Below are 16,478 nucleotides of genomic sequence, written 5' to 3'. Positions count from 1 at the left end.
TGGCATGAAAGTATTAGTTGTAGGCAGTGGCGGTCGTGAGCACGCGATCTGTATGAGCGTGGCAAAAAGTAAAAGGGTAGACAAGATCTACTGTGCACCGGGCAATGCCGGAATCGGTCAGATCGCTGAATGTGTACCGATCGGTGCCATGGATTTTGATAAATTAGTTGCATTTGCTAAGGAAAACGCCATTGATTTTACAATCATTGGTATGGATGACCCTTTGGTCGGTGGTATTGTGGATGCTTTTGAAGCAGAGGGCTTAAAGGTCTTTGGACCGAGAAAAAATGCGGCAATTCTGGAAGGAAGCAAGGCATTTTCCAAGGATCTTATGAAAAAATACAATATTCCTACGGCAGCCTATGAGCGTTTTGACGATGCAGAGGCAGCGATCGCTTATTTAAAGACCGCCAAGATGCCGATCGTATTAAAGGCAGATGGTCTTGCACTGGGCAAGGGTGTATTGATCTGCAATACCCTGGAAGAAGCCATCGAAGGGGTACATACCATCATGATGGACAAGAAGTTCGGAGATGCCGGCAATACCATGGTCATCGAGGAGTTTATGACCGGACGCGAGGTCTCTGTGCTTTCTTTTGTGGACGGCAAGACCATCCAGATCATGAGCAGCGCGCAGGATCACAAGCGTGCCGGGGATGGAGATACAGGTTTAAATACCGGAGGCATGGGAACCTTTTCTCCAAGTCCTTTCTACACCAAGGAAGTGGATGAATTTTGCAAGAAATATGTATATCAGGCGACAGTGGATGCTATGGCAGCCGAGGGCAGAGAGTTTAAGGGTGTTATCTTCTTTGGCTTGATGCTCACGGAGGACGGACCAAAGGTTTTGGAATACAATGCCAGATTTGGAGATCCGGAGGCACAGGTTGTACTGCCGCGTATGAAGAATGATATTATAGATGTTATGGAAGCATGTGTGGATGGCACTTTAGATCAGTTGACGCTGGAATTTGAGGATAATGCAGCCGTCTGCGTGGTACTTGCATCAGATGGTTATCCGGTTTCCTACCAGAAGGGATTTCCAATCACAGGCTTTGATAAGTTCGACAATGAGGAGTATTTCTGCTTCCATGCAGGTACAGCCTTAAATGATGCAGGACAGATCGTGACAAATGGCGGACGTGTACTTGGTGTTACAGCCAAGGGCAAGGATTTAAAGGACGCCAGAGCCAAGGCTTATGCGGCAACAGACTGGATCTCTTTTGAAAACAAATATATGCGCCACGACATCGGCAAGGCGATTGACGAGGCGTAAAAAGAACCAAAAGTAAAAAGGTTTGTGAAACCTGGGAAGGCTTCACAAACCTTTTTTCATGTCTGGACAGTAAGCGAACATCAGCGGAACTGGTTGCTGTCTGCTTCATAATAATAATCAATGGCTGCCAGTCGTTTTTTAAGATCTGCCTGATCGACATTCTCTGCCGCACAAAACTCTGCAAGGGATGGATATCGGTCTCTTAAATTCATGTTGACGACACTGAGCAGCATCATGGGATCTAGTGGTAAATTCATTTTCATACTCCTTTATAAACGAATGTGCTTTCTTAGACATATATATTATATGTAAGAATGTAAAATTTGCAAATGAAAATGAATTTACTACAAAATTATTTAGAATACTGCGCAAGCGGTTTCTTTAAGAGTGGATACAGGATGGTGGAAAGGATCACACCAAAGAGTCCCTGCACGATGTTGAACGGAACACCGCTGGCTGAGGATGCCAGACCTGCGGCAAGGCTTGTGCTTGAGAAACCATCGCCTGCTGCGAGTGCCATCAAAAAGATCTCAAATACAAAGTATCCAAATACCATGAAGGCTTCGCCAACGACACCACTGATCGCGGTAAAGGCTGCCTGCTTGCCACCGGAAACTTCGGAAAGTTTCTTGGTAAAAGCACGGTAAACTAGGCTGGCAAATACAGCGGTAAGCATCTTGATGACAAAGGTTGCCGGTGCATAGGAGAAGTATCCGCCAAATAAGTCAGAGAACATAGAACCAATACCGGCTGCAAGTCCGCCATAAAGTGGTCCAAGTAAAAATCCTGACAAAAGTACAATAGAATCACCTGGATGGATATAACCCATGGTAGGTGTCGGTACCTTGATGATCATGGTAGCAACACAGGTCAGTGCTGCAAATAAAGCTGCAAAAATCAATTTTTTCGTTTTCATATTTTTCCCTCTTCTTTCTTTTATCTTGTCAAAAGTCTTGCTTTTGTGCGAGTAACTGAGTATCATTATATGCATAATTGGTTATGTGAAAATAACCATTTTAAACAAATTCGACCATACCAGATTAAAAAATACTGAAAAACCTAGAGAAATACTAGGAAAAGCCGATTTTTACGAAAAAAGAAAAATAGAGGAATGTATATGCTTACCTATACTTTTGAGGAGAGGGGCGAAAAACCCTACTACCAATATTTATATGAAGTATTAAAAGAAGATATTGAGGAAGGAAGATTAAAAGAGGGGGAACACCTGCCGTCCAAGCGGGCTTTTGCCAAGCAGTTGGGACTTTCCGTGATGACTATTGCCAGTGCCTATGAGCAGTTGTTGGTAGAGGGATATATCTATGCCGTGGAGAAAAAGGGTTATTATGTGGCGGCGGTGCAGCCCTATCTGACAGAACCTTTACAAGAGGATCCTGCGGTGAAAATTTTTATTGAGGGGGACGATGCCAGCCACGAGGAAACAAAGGCAAACTGGCGGATGGATTTTGCATCCAACCATGTAGACCGGGAACGCTTCCCTATGAGCACGTGGTCACACCTGATGCGTGCTGTATTAAGTGGCCAATCGAAGGATGTGCTTTTGCCGTCGCCACCGCAAGGTGTCTATGAACTGCGGCAGGCGATCGCGGACCATCTGTATCATTTTCGCGGTATGCGTATTTTGCCGGAACAGATCGTGATCGGTGCGGGAACCGAGTATTTGTATCATCTGCTCATCCAACTTTTGGGGAGAGACCATGTCTATGGCATCGAAAATCCGGGCTATCAAAAACTGGCGAAGATCTATGCGCATAATGGCGTGGACTACCGCTATGTGGATCTGGATGCGCATGGACTTTCCATGGAGTCGCTGAGAAAGCAAAAGGTAGAGATCATCCATACATCGCCGACCCACCATTTCCCGACCGGTATTGCTATGCCTATCAGCAGGCGGCAGAAGTTGCTTGCCTGGGCAGCCGAAAAAGAGGGACGTTATATCATTGAGGATGACTATGACTGTGAGTTCCGTTTTGGCGGTCTGCCCATTCCGACCTTGCAGAGCATTGATGGAGCGGGGCGGGTGATCTATCTGAATACCTTTTCCAAGAGCCTGACCCCCTCTATCCGTATCAGTTATATGGTTCTACCCCGGACGCTGGTCGGAAAATTCCAAGAGAATTTAGGCTTTTATGCCTGCACGGTGTCAAATTTTGAGCAGTACACCCTGGCTGCTTTTTTGCAGCAGGGCTACTTTGAAAAGCATATCAACCGTATGCGCAATTTTTACAAGAACCACCGAAATCAGGTCATTGCCAAATTAAAGGAAAGCCGTCTGTGGCAGATGGCATCCATCTATGAGGAGGATGCCGGCTTGCATTTTCTTTTACATATTGATACACAAAAAGAGGACAGCGTTATCAAGGATCAGTTGCAACAAAGGGGCATCCGCCTGCGGGGTATGAGCGATTATACCTATGACGGCAGTCAGGTGATCCCGCATACATTTATCATCAATTATACGGCGATCGATCCGCAAGACCTGCCAGAAGTTCTGGAAGAAATCTATCAGGTTTGTATAAACTAACTATTGTCTTGTAGAAAAAACATGATTTTGCGCGAAAGCGATTGAAAAATAATCCAAGCGTGTTAGAATGATGGATGGAAAATAAGAAATAAATTTGTATGAAAGGAAACAGTTATGTTTGGATTTGGACAGTTAATTGACATTTTAAAAGAAAACCCAAAGAAGATCGTTTTCACAGAAGGAACCGATCCTCGTATTCTTGAGGCATCCTCAAGACTTCTTGCATCTAATTTCTTAGCACCGATCTTGATCGGAAAGCCGGAGGAAGTAGAAGCAGCAGCAGAAAAGAGTGGATTTAATATCCGTGGCGCAGAGATCATTGATCCAGCAAATTACGATAGAATGGACGAGATGATCGAGATGTTCTGCGAACTGAGAAAGAAAAAGGGCGTTACCCCGGAGCAGGCAAGAGGCATTCTTTCACAGGCAAACTACTTTGGTACCATGCTTGTAAAGATGGGCGTTGCTGATTCTTTACTTGGAGGAGCAACATATTCTACAGCAGATACCGTAAGACCTGCTTTGCAGTTGATTAAGACAAAGCCGGGCAACTCTATCGTATCTTCTTGCTTTATCATGGTTCGTCCAGCTGCTACAGGTGAGAACGAAGTACTTGCTATGGCAGACTGCGCAATCAATATTCATCCTACAGAGGACGAATTGGTGGAAATCGCTGGAGAGACAGCAGAATGTGCTAGAATCTTCGGTATTGACCCACAGGTTGCATTCCTTAGTTATTCAACACTTGGTTCCGGTAAGGGCGAAGATGTAGATAAGATGCGTAATGCAGCAGCTAAGACAAAGGCAAAATTCCCGAACCTTCCAATCGAGGGAGAGATTCAGTTTGATGCAGCCGTTTCACCACGTGTTGCTCGTACAAAGTGTAAGGATTCAGAAGTAGCAGGTCATGCAAATACCTTTATCTTCCCTGATATCAATGCAGGTAATATTGGTTACAAGATTGCACAGAGACTTGGTAACTTCGAGGCATATGGTCCTATTCTTTTAGGATTAAATGCTCCAGTTAACGACTTGTCCCGTGGATGTAATGCCGCAGAAGTTTACTCTATGGCTATCATTACAGCAGCACTTGCATAAATCATATTGTAAGTAATACAAAAGGCGTTCTGCTTATGCAGAGCGCCTTTTTTGGGAGTTTCATTATTCTGTTATAAAACAACTTCGAAAAGAAGTGCTTTTATAATTCACATGCTACGTCGTAAGCAGATTTGATTGCATGATCAATGTTGCTTGGACGTTCGCCGGCACAGTCACCAACATAGTGGATTGGCAATGTGCAATTGTTTAATTCTGCGACATTCTTCTTTGCACCAACAGCCATAACAACGAAATCAGAAGCAACTTCTGCTTTTTCTGTCTTTTCGTCAACTGTCTTTTCAACGATAACCGCATTTTCTGTGATTTCCATCAATTTAGCAGAAGTGAGAACTTCTACTTCATGGCTGTTTAATTCTTTCATCAATGTAGGAAGAACGGTGTTGCTTTCTTCTTTTGCAATCTGGTCCATCATTTCAACGATGGTAACCTTGCATCCGCGAGAAGCCAGATATTCAGCTGTTTCGACACCGACAAGTCCGCCACCGATGACAGATACCTTGCCAAATACGATTTCTTTCTTTGCAAGAACATCCCATGCACTGACAACCGTTGGAAGGTCTTTTCCAGGAACTGGGATGATGGCATTCGTTGCACCTGTTGCAACGATGACTTCATCGAAGGAAGCGTAATCTTTTTCACTAAATTCCTGACCAAGACGGAAGGTGACATCTAATTCTGGTAATACGTTGCAGTAGTAGTTGATACTACGCATCATTTCTTCTTTTCTTGGTGGAACACTTGCAATCAATAACTGTCCACCAATCTGTAATGACTTTTCAAAAATAGTAACCTGGTGACCACGCAAAGCAGCAACACGGGCAGCTTCTAAGCCTGCAATTCCGGCACCAACGATAGCAACACGTTTTGCAGTAGCAGCAGGAGTAATCTGACGGCTTGCTTCATAACCATTTTCTGCATTTAAAACGCAGCTTAAGAATGCACGGTTTTGAATGTTGTCGGTACAACCCTTGTTACACATCATACATGTTCTGACACAACCAGCGTGGTTATCTGCACACTTATTAGCAAAATCAGGATCTGCAAGCAAAGAACGACCAAGTGCGATAATATCAGCAGAACCGCTGGTAAGTACAGCTTCAGCAGCTTCTGGTGTCACAATACGTCCTACAACGGATACTGGAATCGAAACGATTTCCTTGATCTTCTTAGAGTAAGAAACCATAAAGCCGTATGGCTGTGTTCCCATAGCAGGAATGGTATCACCCATATTTCCTGTGTGGTTTGCCTGCGCTACGTGAAGGGTGTCTACGCCAGCAGCTTCCAATTCTTTTGCAAAAATGCAAGCTTCATCAAATGGAAGACCACCTTTACCACGGAATGCATTTTCGCCGAGTGGAGTTACAATAGGAAGTTTATAATCAATCACCATATCTGGAACAACGGTCTTTAACCGTTTTACGAGTGTTAATGCAAAACGTGTACGGTTTGCAAGATCTCCACCATATTCATCTGTTCTGTGGTTTAAGATTGGAGAGCAGAGAGAACCAACCAGACGGTCTCCATGTACTTCAATACAGTCAACACCAGCTTCCTGTGCTAAAATAGCGCAGTTTTCCATGTGCTTGATGATCTCTTCAAGTTCTTCTGCAGTTACTTCGTTTACAAAATGCTGCATATCATGATGCAATTTTGCTCTTGCTTCCTGCATTTTTCCCTGATGGAATAAATCATTTAATGCGGCAACGTTGTAATCCGGATGGAATAACTGGATTCCAAGCTTTGCACCATTTTCGTGACAAGCATCTGCGAGTCTTTTGAATCCTTCTGCCTGTGCAGGAGAAAAAAGCTTTGGTGTAGGAGAGAATGTTGCAAGAGGCGCAACGTCTCCGATTACAATATAACCAACACCACCCTTAGCGAGGCGTTCGTAAAAACGGAAACTCTGCTCACCGATAGAACCGTCTTTTTCCTCATATCCGGTTGTAAGCGGAGGGAACATCAAGCGGTTCTTAAAGGTTGTTTTTCCAACTGCGATAGGTTCTAATAGTTTCATAAGTCATACTTCCTTTCAAGTCTGTTTCATTTATTTTAATGCCTGCAAGAAGGTAAGAATAGATTCATTTAATTCTTTTCTTGCAGAAGCACTGGCAAAGTTATGGTTTGCACCTTCGATGGTCTGATAGGTGCATTTTCCAGAATAAAGTGTTTCATATTTGTGGCAGGTAGCATCGTCTACTAAATCATCAGCGGTACCACGAACGATAAGGACAGGACCTTCGTAACCAGCAGCGGAAGAAAACGGCTCGTACTGGTATAAATCATGATTAAAAGATGTTGCAAAGCAAAGTCCTTCAATATCAGCACTTGTGATGCCTTTTGCCTCCATAGCTTCGGCGCGTTCCTTACATCCAAACCACATACCGGCACCCGGACACATGAGAATCAATGCGTAAGGGTTTACTCTTGGAGCAGCAGTAGCGGCTGCATAGCCGCCCATGCTCTGACCGGAAAGAATTACTTTTTCCGGATCAGCAAAATCCTGCTGTTTTGTCCAATTTATAATATCTTCAATATCTTCAAGAATGCCGGTAAATGTCATATCTTCAAACTCTCCATCACTCTCCCCGTTTCCGAATAAATCGAAACGTACGCTGGCAAAACCATGCTTTGCAAGAAATCTTGCCGTTTGCGTATAACTGTTTTTGTAGCCACTCTTATTTCCAGTAAAGCCATGTACATTTACAATGGCAGGAAAACGTGAACCCTCATCTGGGATATCTACAATTCCGCGTAAAACGTGACCGGAACGATTGGTAAGTTCGACTTGTTTGATCAATGTGATTTACCTCTTTTCTAAAAATTATTCAGCGTTTGCAGCGTTTCTCTTATCTGCTAACTGATGTAACATTTCTTCTGTTTTTTCTTTGGTTAATGGATATACAAACTTTAATACAAGTACAGCTAATAAGTAACCAACAACATATAAGCCGGTATAGGTTTTCCAGAGATGTCCAGCGAAAGCGTCACTCTGTACTTCCAGATTTACGTTAAATCCAGCAATCGCAAGTGCGAAACTACTCATACTTCCAGATACTGCATTTGCAAGCTTACGGAAGAAAGTGTAAGCAGAGTAAACGATACCTTCGTTACGCTTTCCAGTCTGGAGTTCCTGATAATCAATGGCATCATTTACAAGTGCCCAGATTAATACCTGGAAACCGCTGACACCGAGATAGCAGATACCGTTGATGATGATAAAGAGCAAAGGATTCTTCATTGGGAAGAAGAATAAAATGGCAAATACAACGACAGAGAAAGTAGCACTGTACATAATCCATTCTTTTTTACCAAATTTCTTTGCAACAAACTTGATACCAACGAAAGCGATGAGTGACCAAAGGACACTTAACATACCAGAAATTGCCATGATAGCAACGTTTCCAAAGTAGTCACGGAATAAATAAGTATTCAATCCGTTTACCATACCTGCACCAACGATACCGATAAAGCTTGATAACATAACACCGAGTAAAGCTTTGTTTTTGGTGATATCTTTTAATACTTGTAAGTAATTGAGTTTTTCTTTTTCTTCTTTTATAGGTTCTGTAATGACACGCTCTTTACACCAGTTTGCTGTAATCATCAAGCAGATGAAACCGATAACGGCACAGACAGCAGCCATCATCAGAAAATGACTAGGTACTGGCTGGTTATCCTTGTAAAGGAATAATGGACCAGCGATAACGATAACCGTCATGAAAATGGTTCCACCAAGACTTCTATAGCGGGAAAGATCTGTACGCTGGTTTACATCGTCTGTCATAACACTGGAAAGACTTCCGAATGGAACGTTGACGCAAGTGTACATAATTTCATATACAACATAAGTAATGAACATATATGCAAGACGGGCACCATATGCGAAGTTACTTACATTAACAAATCCTAACACGCAAAGAACAGCAGTTGGGAAAGCGAAAAATTTAATCCAAGGAATAAATTTACCTTTTCCGGTGTTTTTGTGGCTATCAACCAATGCACCGATGAGTGGATCGTTGATGGCATCCCACAATTTGGTCACCAACATTAAGATACCGACGTGTACTGGATTTACTTTTAATACCAATGTGTAAAAAATTGCTAGATACATAGCACGGAATTGTTCCGTACAGCAACACCCTAAATCCCCCAGAGTGTAGCCGATTTTGTCCTTCATAGAAAAAGGTCTTGTTTCTTTCATAATAAAATACCTCTCGTTTTATAATGTTTTGGTAGCTACAGTATTATTATAGAAACAAAAAAAGAGGTCACATATACAAAAATTGCTTGCAAACTATGAAAAATTGATATATCGTTAAAATTGACAAAATAAACAAAAAATATAGGGAAGGAATGTGCAAAGTGAACATATGAAGAGACAAGGATATGAAATGGAGCATGTAAAGATTGTGGAGAGCGGTCAGAGAAGTTTTGGACAAAGCAATCGTCATACCATTATTTTTGTTGTTGGCGGTGTTTCCTATTTACAGGCAGAGGAACGGAATGAGGTTTGTACGATGGAAGATCTTATTTTTATCAAACCCGGCAATCGTATCAAATTGGAATACCGTAAAAACAAATATCCGTTGGAACTGTATGTTCTTTATGTTGGCGCTGACTTACTAAAAACACTTTCCGATGAACATACCGATTTGAATGCGGCGTTTGATGTCGTACCATTTCAGGTAAAAATGGTACATGCAGAGAGTGAAGCAGCAATGCTGATTAAAAATATTTCGAAAAAACTCTATGCAATGGCAAAAGAAGAACAAAAATTTGCACATGCATTATATGAGAAGAGCCAGTTGACCATTTTGCTTATTTTGGCATTGCGCTCGTCTGTGCAGGAGGACAGACAGCATAAGGTGAATAAGAAAAAACATGTGGTGATGGATGATATCTTTATTTATATTAAGGAACATTTGACGGAGGATATTACGCTGGAACGTTTAGAGGATGAATTCTATGTCAGCCGGTATCACATTGTAAGAGAATTTAAAAAAATGACCGGAGAGACACCACATGCTTATATTGTAAAGGCAAGACTTGATCTTTGCAGACGCTATATTGAGCAGGGGAAAAGCATTCGCGAAGTGTATGAACTGGGTGGATTTGGTGGGTACAACCATTTCTTCCGGGCATTTAAGAAAGAATATGGTGTGACACCTATGCAGTATTATAAGAATTTACAGATTGATCGAAGTGTGGATGAAAAATCACGCATTTCCTAATGCTGTCATATAGTAAAGAGACGATGGCTGCAGGAGAAAAAAATGGATGTGACAACACCAGGAAACATAGGATTTGCATCTTCAGGAGAACTCGAAATTGAATTATATGATAGTACTAACAGAGGACCGGTGCGTGGGGCGCAGGTGAGCATTTACCGGGCGTCAGATGGTGAGAAAATAGCAAGTTATGTTTCGGACGGAGCAGGACAGATTCCGGATATACGTGTAGAAACACCGCCGTTAGAATACAGCTTAGAATCGCAGGCAATGGGGATGCCTTATGGACAATATAATATCGTGGTAGAAGCTGCAGGGTATGAAACATTAGAACTGACAAATGCGGAGGTATTGCCGCAGGAACTGTCACTGCAGCCGGTTCCTTTGATCCCCACGGGAAGTATGACAGGAAAAACAGAAGAAATTGTGGTGCCCGGCAATACGCTTTATGTACCGCAAACGCCTAAAATTCCGGAGACAGAGGTAAAACCAGTTACTGAAACCGGAGAAATCGTTTTAAGCCGCGTGGTGATCCCAGAGTATATTATTGTGCATGATGGAACTCCGTCCGATGCAAAAGCGAAGAACTATTATGTGACATATCCGGATTATATCAAAAATGTGGCATCCAGTGAAATCTATGCGACCTGGCCGGATGCTGCAATTCGTGCAAATGTACTTGCCATTATGTCATTTACACTGAACCGTGTTTATACGGAGTGGTATCGTGGCAAAGGGTATGATTTTACCATTACATCATCAACGGCATACGATCAAAAATGGTCGTATGGACGTACCATCTTTGAATCGATTTCACAAGTGGTCGATGAAATGTATACCAATTATCTGGCACGACCAAATGTCAAGCAACCAATTTTGACGCAATATTGTGATGGGAAAAATGTACGATGTCCAAAGTGGCTCAGTCAGTGGGGCTCGAAAGATTTGGCAGATCAGGGGCTTCGTACCATAGAAATTCTTCGTTATTATTATGGCAGTAATATCTATATTAGCACAGCGGAAGAAATCAGTGGCATACCGACATCCTGGGCAGGAGAACTGTCCGTGGGTTCAGAAGGAAAAAAGGTGAGCCAGCTGCAGGAACATCTGAATGTGATAGCAGGGGATTATCCGGCGATTCCGCGTGTGGCTGTGGATGGTATTTATGGACCTTTGACAGCGGAAGCGGTGCGTACCTTCCAATCTATTTTTGGACTGCCGGCGACAGGTGTGGTAGACTATCGTACATGGTATAAAATCTCCCAGATCTATGTGGGAGTAACCGGTATAGCGGAATTGTAAAAAAGATACAAGTTACAGATAGAGAAAAGAGGAAAAAACATGGCAAAATGGCTCATGTATAGTAAGCGGGCAGATTTTACCGCAATGGGCAAAAAATATCAGATCGATCCGGTAGTGGCGCGCATACTCGTCAATCGCGATTTGACGGAGGATGCAGCCATTACTGCATTTTTGCATCCCAGCGAAAAAGACCTTGGGGATGGAAAAGCCTTAAAGGATATGGATGTGGCGGTCGCTCTTTTGCAAAAGGCGATAAAAGAGAAAAAAAAGATCCGTATCATTGGCGATTATGATATTGATGGGATCCAGGCGACTTATATTCTGCATCAGGGACTGCTGCGTCTGGGGGCGATCGTAGACTATGCCATACCCGACCGTATCGAGGACGGTTATGGTGTCAATATCCGTCTGATGGAAAAGTGCGTGGCTGATGGGATCGGTCTTGTCATCACCTGCGATAATGGGATCGCGGCGGCGGATGCCATCGCCTATGCCAAGGAGGCGGGCATAGAGGTGATCGTGACGGACCATCATGAGGTGCCTTACGAAATGGTCGAAGGCAAAAAAGTCTATCATCTGCCGCCGGCGGATGCCGTGGTCGATCCCAAGCGGGAGGACTGCATGTATCCGTGTAAAAAGTTGTGTGGAGCGGTCGTGGCATGGAAAGTGATCTGGGTATTATATGAAGCGGCAGGCATTGCGCGTCAGGAAGCCATGCGTTTTATGGAAAATGCGGCTTTTGCAACGATCGGGGATGTCATGGAACTGGTCGAAGAAAATAGAACGATCGTAGCCCTTGGTATAGACCGGCTGCGCCATACCAAGAATCTGGGGATGCAGACTCTGATCGCACGCTGTGATCTTGCGCCAGAGGACATCAGTGCCTATCATGTCGGCTTTGTCTTAGGTCCCTGTTTAAATGCCAGCGGCAGGCTGGATTCTGCTACAAAGGCCTTGGAACTTTTGGAGGCTGAGGATATAGAAAGCGCAGCCGGATTGGCGGAAACATTGCGCCAGTTGAATGAAGAAAGAAAGGTCATGACCGAACAGGGCGTTGCGCAGGCGATCGCACAGATCGAGCAGGCGGCAGACGCGGATGCGCCTGTCTTAGTCATTTATCTGCCACAGGTGCATGAGAGTGTCGCAGGCATCATAGCCGGGCGCATCCGGGAACGCTATGAGCGCCCGACCTTTATTCTGGTGGATGCGGCAGACGGAAATGGGGCAAAAGGCAGCGGCAGGTCTGTCGAAGGTTTTTCCATGTATGATGAGATGTGCAAGTGCAAGGAACTTTTTAGCAAATTTGGTGGACATCCTATGGCGGCAGGTCTGTCTCTTCCGGTCGAAAATATAGATGCCTTTCGGACAGCCATCAATGCCAATACGCAGATGACAAAAGAGGAAATGCAGACGCTCATCCACATTGATGTGCCTATGCCTTTTTCCTACATCAGTGAGGAATTGATCGGGCAGTTGGAAAGATTAGAGCCATTTGGAAATGGCAATCCCAAGCCGGTATTCGCGCAAAAAAATGTCTGCATCCTGCGAAAAATGCCTATCGGCAAACAAAAGCAGTTCCTGCGTCTGACCCTGCAGGGGGAGGATGGCAGTCGCATGGAAGGTCTTTATTTTGGGGAGCGGACGGTATTAGAGGAGATTGAAGGCGAGCGGGGATGCATTACCATTACATATTATCCGCAGATCAATGACTTCCGTGGCAGAAGAAGCCTGCAGATCGTCATATCAAATGTCTGCTAGATGTTGCATAATACTACAAAAAAATGTAGAATACATAGTATACATTTGTGTAAGAAAATGTATGAATGGAGGTATGCGCAGGCATGTTTCATAGCAAAGAAGTGAAGCAACAGTTACAGCAGGCTGAGACGCTTGGGCGACAGGTGGAGACATACGAGGCTATGCTTCAGACGGCGGCATCGGATGTGGCAGAAGCACAGATGGATGTGGATCAGTTACAGATGAGCGCGGCAAAGATGGATCGAAGCCTGACCAAGGTTGTAGGTTATGCCAAGGATACACGGGATGACCAGCAGGTCATGGAAGATGGCATACAGGAATGTGTCGAGGTCTTACGACAGGATAGTCTGCAAGTGGGACAGATCCTGGAAAAAAGTGCCAAGCATACTGATTTTTTACACCAGCAGGAGACGGCATTGACCGACCTGATGGAGCAGAGCAAGCATTATACCGGACTTGCCAAGTCGGTTTCGGAAGGCTCCAATAAAGAGACATCCGAGATCAAGCGTCTGATGGAACAGATGTCAGGCTTGGAAAAGTTTACCGGGACGATCAGTGCACTCGCCTTACAGGCAGCAATCGATGCGGGGAGACTGGGCGACGAGGGCGCGGATTTTATCCGTAGCGCAGAGCAGATCCGGTCTTTGGCAGAAGTCTTTGGCGGACAGTTATCGGACACCTTAGAGCAGGCAGAAAATCTCCAGAAGGAGATCACCGAGATGAGTGGACAGATCCATCAGTTTATTTCTTTGCTCAAGGACAACAACCGTGCGCTTAGCAAGATGGCAACGGATGTGAGCCGCTATAACGCGGGACAGACTGATACAGAGTCACCGGAGGCATCTATGGCAGGTCTGATCGAGACTTTGCAGGAGTATCAGGGACGTGTGACAGATGATATCAGCAGGCAGGAGTGCATCTTGGAAGAGATGGAAAAGATCGGCACCTGTTATATGGAGCAAGAAGAGAGCACAACGCATTTAGAGCAGACGGTCGCACACATGAAGCAGACCTTTGCTGATGCCGGTGGTTCAGAGACACAAAAGTAAAGGTAGCAATACCATTTACATATATGAGACAAATAATAAGGGGGATTATAAAATGGCAGAGCAGACATATCAATTTGCATCAGCAGATGGGGTAACACAGATTCACGGCGTCAAGTGGACGCCGGATCAGGAGCCGGTTGCCGTGCTTCAGATCGTACACGGCATGGTAGAATACATCGAGCGTTACCGCCCGTTTGCAGAATTTTTGAACAGTAAGGGGTTCGTGGTAGTAGGACATGATCATATCGGACATGGAGAGTCTGTTTCTTCACCGAAAGAATGGGGCATCATGCATGCAAAGCATCCGAGTGACATCATGGTAGAGGATATCTACAGCAACTACAAACTGACCAAAGCAGAATATCCGACACTTCCATATTTTATCATGGGACACAGCATGGGATCTTATATGACAAGAAAATGTCTGTGCGTTAAGGCAGAGGAAATGGATGAATTGGACGGAGCCATCATTATGGGAACCGGTACAGAGAGTGACGGAACCATCAATGCAGGACTTGCGTTGATTAATTTCTTATCCTTCTTCCGCTCAGATCAGTATCGCAGTACTATGGTCAGAGATATGACCTATGGTGCACCTTACAAGCAGTATGACTGCACAGGTGCTAGGCCGGAGAAGAGTTGGCTGACAAAGGATGTTGATATTGTAAAGAAATATTATCAGGATCCAAAGTGTACCTACACATTTTCCTTAGGTGCATACCGTGGACTGGTAGAGTCTACCAAGTATGACAATGATCCAAACAACATCGCAAAGATGAAGAAGGATCTGCCGATCTTCTTTGTTTCCGGTGATAGTGATCCAGTTGGAAATATGGGCAAGGGTGTTGAGGCTGCCAGAGACAAGTTCCTTGCAGCAGGCATGCAGGATGTTTCCTTGAAATTATACAAGGATGATCGCCATGAGATCTTAAATGAGACAGACCGTCAGGTAGTATATGAGGATCTGTATGCGTGGATGCAAAAGAAGATGGAAGCATAGTCCGTCTGAAAAGATAAAATAGAAGGTCCCTGCGGGAGACGTGCTGGCGTTTCTTGCAGGGATTTTTGTGTGATAGGAAATTCGCCTCAGCATCTGTCCACATCCCCAGCCCGAACTGTCGCCTACACTTTCTTACTGAGAAATGCCCAGAACTTCTTGAACGGGGCAAGGTCGCCCTGGATCTCCTCGACCTTAAGACGGTTGGCTTCGTTAAATCCTACCAGAATATCGTGGTTGGCTTCTGCCAGATAGTCCATGATACCATCAATGTCAGACTTGATATTTTTCGGACAATGAATGTACTGACGTTTGGCGGCAGTAATATGCAAGGTATAGGAAATAGAAAAGTGGTGCCACAAAAACTTATGCAGGGTAGAGTATTTGTAGATCCAGATGATCTGACTGATCGGCACGATCGCCACACCATAATTGGACGTTTCAATAAAATAATGCTCCGTGATGAACATATCTTCCGTGGCAAGCTGTGGCAGGGTTGCCAGTTCTTCCTCGGCTTCCGCTAAGATCTCGCGGGGCTTGCCATAACAACGGAGCCTCTGCACAGGTACGGAGAGCACCGGAAAGGCAATGTAGATGGCATAGCGGATGATACTGATAAAAGCATAAAGCCCGCTTAAAATATAGACCAGTTTAAAAAGTGTCGTTGCAAGATCGGTGGCATCCGGCTGTGAGATCATATAAGGTGAGATCGTGGAAGTAATGCCGTTCTGCGACCATGCCAGATCTTCCGACAGATAGAGCAGCAATTTGCTCATGGCATGGGAATTATATAGGATCTTGCCGCGGATCTTGATCTTGTCAATAGTCGGAAGTCCCTGCTGGGAGTCGTCCGGATTCAAGAGAACCATGATGCAGTCGTCGCCCATGACCGTATAGTAATAATAGCCCACCGTGCTATCCAGCCAGCGCTTGGTATAACCGGTAAAGTAGAGGTCTTTCAGCGTGATCTCGATGTAGCGGTCATTGTCTTGGTATAGTTTTTCGATATCGTCCTCACCGCTGGCACTCGCCGGACGCATGAGATTGCTGACCGGATAGAAAAAGGCAAGCAGTGCCAAGATGGCTAAAAAGATGATCGGCGATACAATTCTATGCTGATAGAAGGAGCGGATGCTCCTGCTGATGTAATGTTCAAAATTTTCTTTCATATGATTTCGCATACTCCAATGTCTTATTTCTCTCAGTA

The 16,478-nt window shown here is 44.4% G+C and carries 14 protein-coding genes; 8 read left to right on the top strand and 6 right to left on the bottom strand.

Going from position 1 to position 16,478, the window contains the following annotated elements; all coding sequences use genetic code 11:
* The first annotated feature begins 4 nt into the window (after positions 1-4).
* The gene (gene purD, locus H8R94_RS03500) at positions 5-1,276 is read left to right on the top strand and encodes a phosphoribosylamine--glycine ligase (protein ID WP_118281350.1); all 1,272 of its coding nucleotides are present in this window, start codon (positions 5-7) and stop codon (positions 1,274-1,276) included.
* A gap of 80 nt (positions 1,277-1,356) precedes the next feature.
* Here the strand turns inward: purD and H8R94_RS03495 are convergent, their stop codons facing one another.
* Together H8R94_RS03495 and H8R94_RS03490 are read right to left on the bottom strand one after the other, a co-directional pair.
* Complete coding sequence (locus H8R94_RS03495; RefSeq protein WP_178010303.1) at positions 1,357-1,533, bottom strand: DUF4250 domain-containing protein; 177 nt, start codon at positions 1,531-1,533, stop codon at positions 1,357-1,359.
* A 95-nt stretch (positions 1,534-1,628) separates the two neighbouring features.
* Positions 1,629-2,192, bottom strand: coding sequence for an ECF transporter S component (locus H8R94_RS03490; protein WP_118280778.1), 564 nt, complete (start codon positions 2,190-2,192; stop codon positions 1,629-1,631).
* Positions 2,193-2,393: 201 nt separating this feature from the next.
* On the opposite strand from H8R94_RS03490, the gene pdxR reads away from it, so the two are divergent.
* Together pdxR and pta are read left to right on the top strand one after the other, a co-directional pair.
* Positions 2,394-3,818, top strand: a complete 1,425-nt coding sequence (gene pdxR, locus H8R94_RS03485; protein WP_118280779.1) for a MocR-like pyridoxine biosynthesis transcription factor PdxR — start codon at positions 2,394-2,396, stop codon at positions 3,816-3,818.
* Between the two features lie 114 nt (positions 3,819-3,932).
* Positions 3,933-4,916, top strand: a complete 984-nt coding sequence (gene pta / locus H8R94_RS03480) for a phosphate acetyltransferase (protein ID WP_118280780.1) — start codon at positions 3,933-3,935, stop codon at positions 4,914-4,916.
* Positions 4,917-5,016: 100 nt separating this feature from the next.
* Here pta and bilR read toward each other — a convergent pair whose 3' ends face one another.
* The 3 genes from bilR to H8R94_RS03465 are packed head-to-tail and all read right to left on the bottom strand — an operon-like array spanning position 5,017 to position 9,138.
* Positions 5,017-6,951, bottom strand: coding sequence for a bilirubin reductase, long form (gene bilR / locus H8R94_RS03475; RefSeq protein ID WP_186853904.1), 1,935 nt, complete (start codon positions 6,949-6,951; stop codon positions 5,017-5,019).
* A 30-nt stretch (positions 6,952-6,981) separates the two neighbouring features.
* Positions 6,982-7,734 carry an alpha/beta hydrolase family protein gene (locus H8R94_RS03470; RefSeq protein ID WP_186853903.1) on the bottom strand — a complete coding sequence of 251 codons (753 nt, stop codon included), beginning with the start codon at positions 7,732-7,734 and terminating at the stop codon, positions 6,982-6,984.
* A gap of 24 nt (positions 7,735-7,758) precedes the next feature.
* On the bottom strand, positions 7,759-9,138 hold the full coding sequence (locus H8R94_RS03465) for an MFS transporter (RefSeq protein ID WP_118280783.1): 1,380 nt from the start codon (positions 9,136-9,138) through the stop codon (positions 7,759-7,761).
* A gap of 169 nt (positions 9,139-9,307) precedes the next feature.
* Between H8R94_RS03465 and H8R94_RS03460 the strand changes: the two genes are divergently transcribed.
* From H8R94_RS03460 to H8R94_RS03440, 5 genes are all read left to right on the top strand, one after another.
* Positions 9,308-10,168, top strand: a complete 861-nt coding sequence (locus H8R94_RS03460; RefSeq protein WP_186853902.1) for a helix-turn-helix transcriptional regulator — start codon at positions 9,308-9,310, stop codon at positions 10,166-10,168.
* 42 nt (positions 10,169-10,210) lie between these two features.
* Complete coding sequence (locus H8R94_RS03455; RefSeq protein ID WP_118280785.1) at positions 10,211-11,467, top strand: peptidoglycan-binding protein; 1,257 nt, start codon at positions 10,211-10,213, stop codon at positions 11,465-11,467.
* 39 nt (positions 11,468-11,506) lie between these two features.
* Positions 11,507-13,225, top strand: a complete 1,719-nt coding sequence (recJ, locus tag H8R94_RS03450; protein WP_186853901.1) for a single-stranded-DNA-specific exonuclease RecJ — start codon at positions 11,507-11,509, stop codon at positions 13,223-13,225.
* Positions 13,226-13,308: 83 nt separating this feature from the next.
* Positions 13,309-14,274, top strand: a complete 966-nt coding sequence (locus H8R94_RS03445; RefSeq protein WP_186853900.1) for a hypothetical protein — start codon at positions 13,309-13,311, stop codon at positions 14,272-14,274.
* Positions 14,275-14,326: 52 nt separating this feature from the next.
* A complete protein-coding gene (locus tag H8R94_RS03440; RefSeq protein ID WP_186853899.1) occupies positions 14,327-15,274 on the top strand; it encodes an alpha/beta fold hydrolase in 948 nt (315 codons plus the stop codon).
* A gap of 122 nt (positions 15,275-15,396) precedes the next feature.
* On the opposite strand, the gene H8R94_RS03435 is transcribed toward H8R94_RS03440, so the two are convergent.
* Positions 15,397-16,440, bottom strand: a complete 1,044-nt coding sequence (locus H8R94_RS03435) for a DUF6709 family protein (RefSeq protein ID WP_186853898.1) — start codon at positions 16,438-16,440, stop codon at positions 15,397-15,399.
* Between the last annotated feature and the right edge of the window lie 38 nt (positions 16,441-16,478).

The organism is Roseburia lenta, assembly GCF_014287435.1.
In the GTDB taxonomy this organism is placed as follows: Bacteria; Bacillota; Clostridia; order Lachnospirales; family Lachnospiraceae; genus Pararoseburia; species Pararoseburia lenta.
Note: the sequence above shows the minus strand (reverse complement) of the source record. Positions and strands in the feature narration are given on the sequence as shown.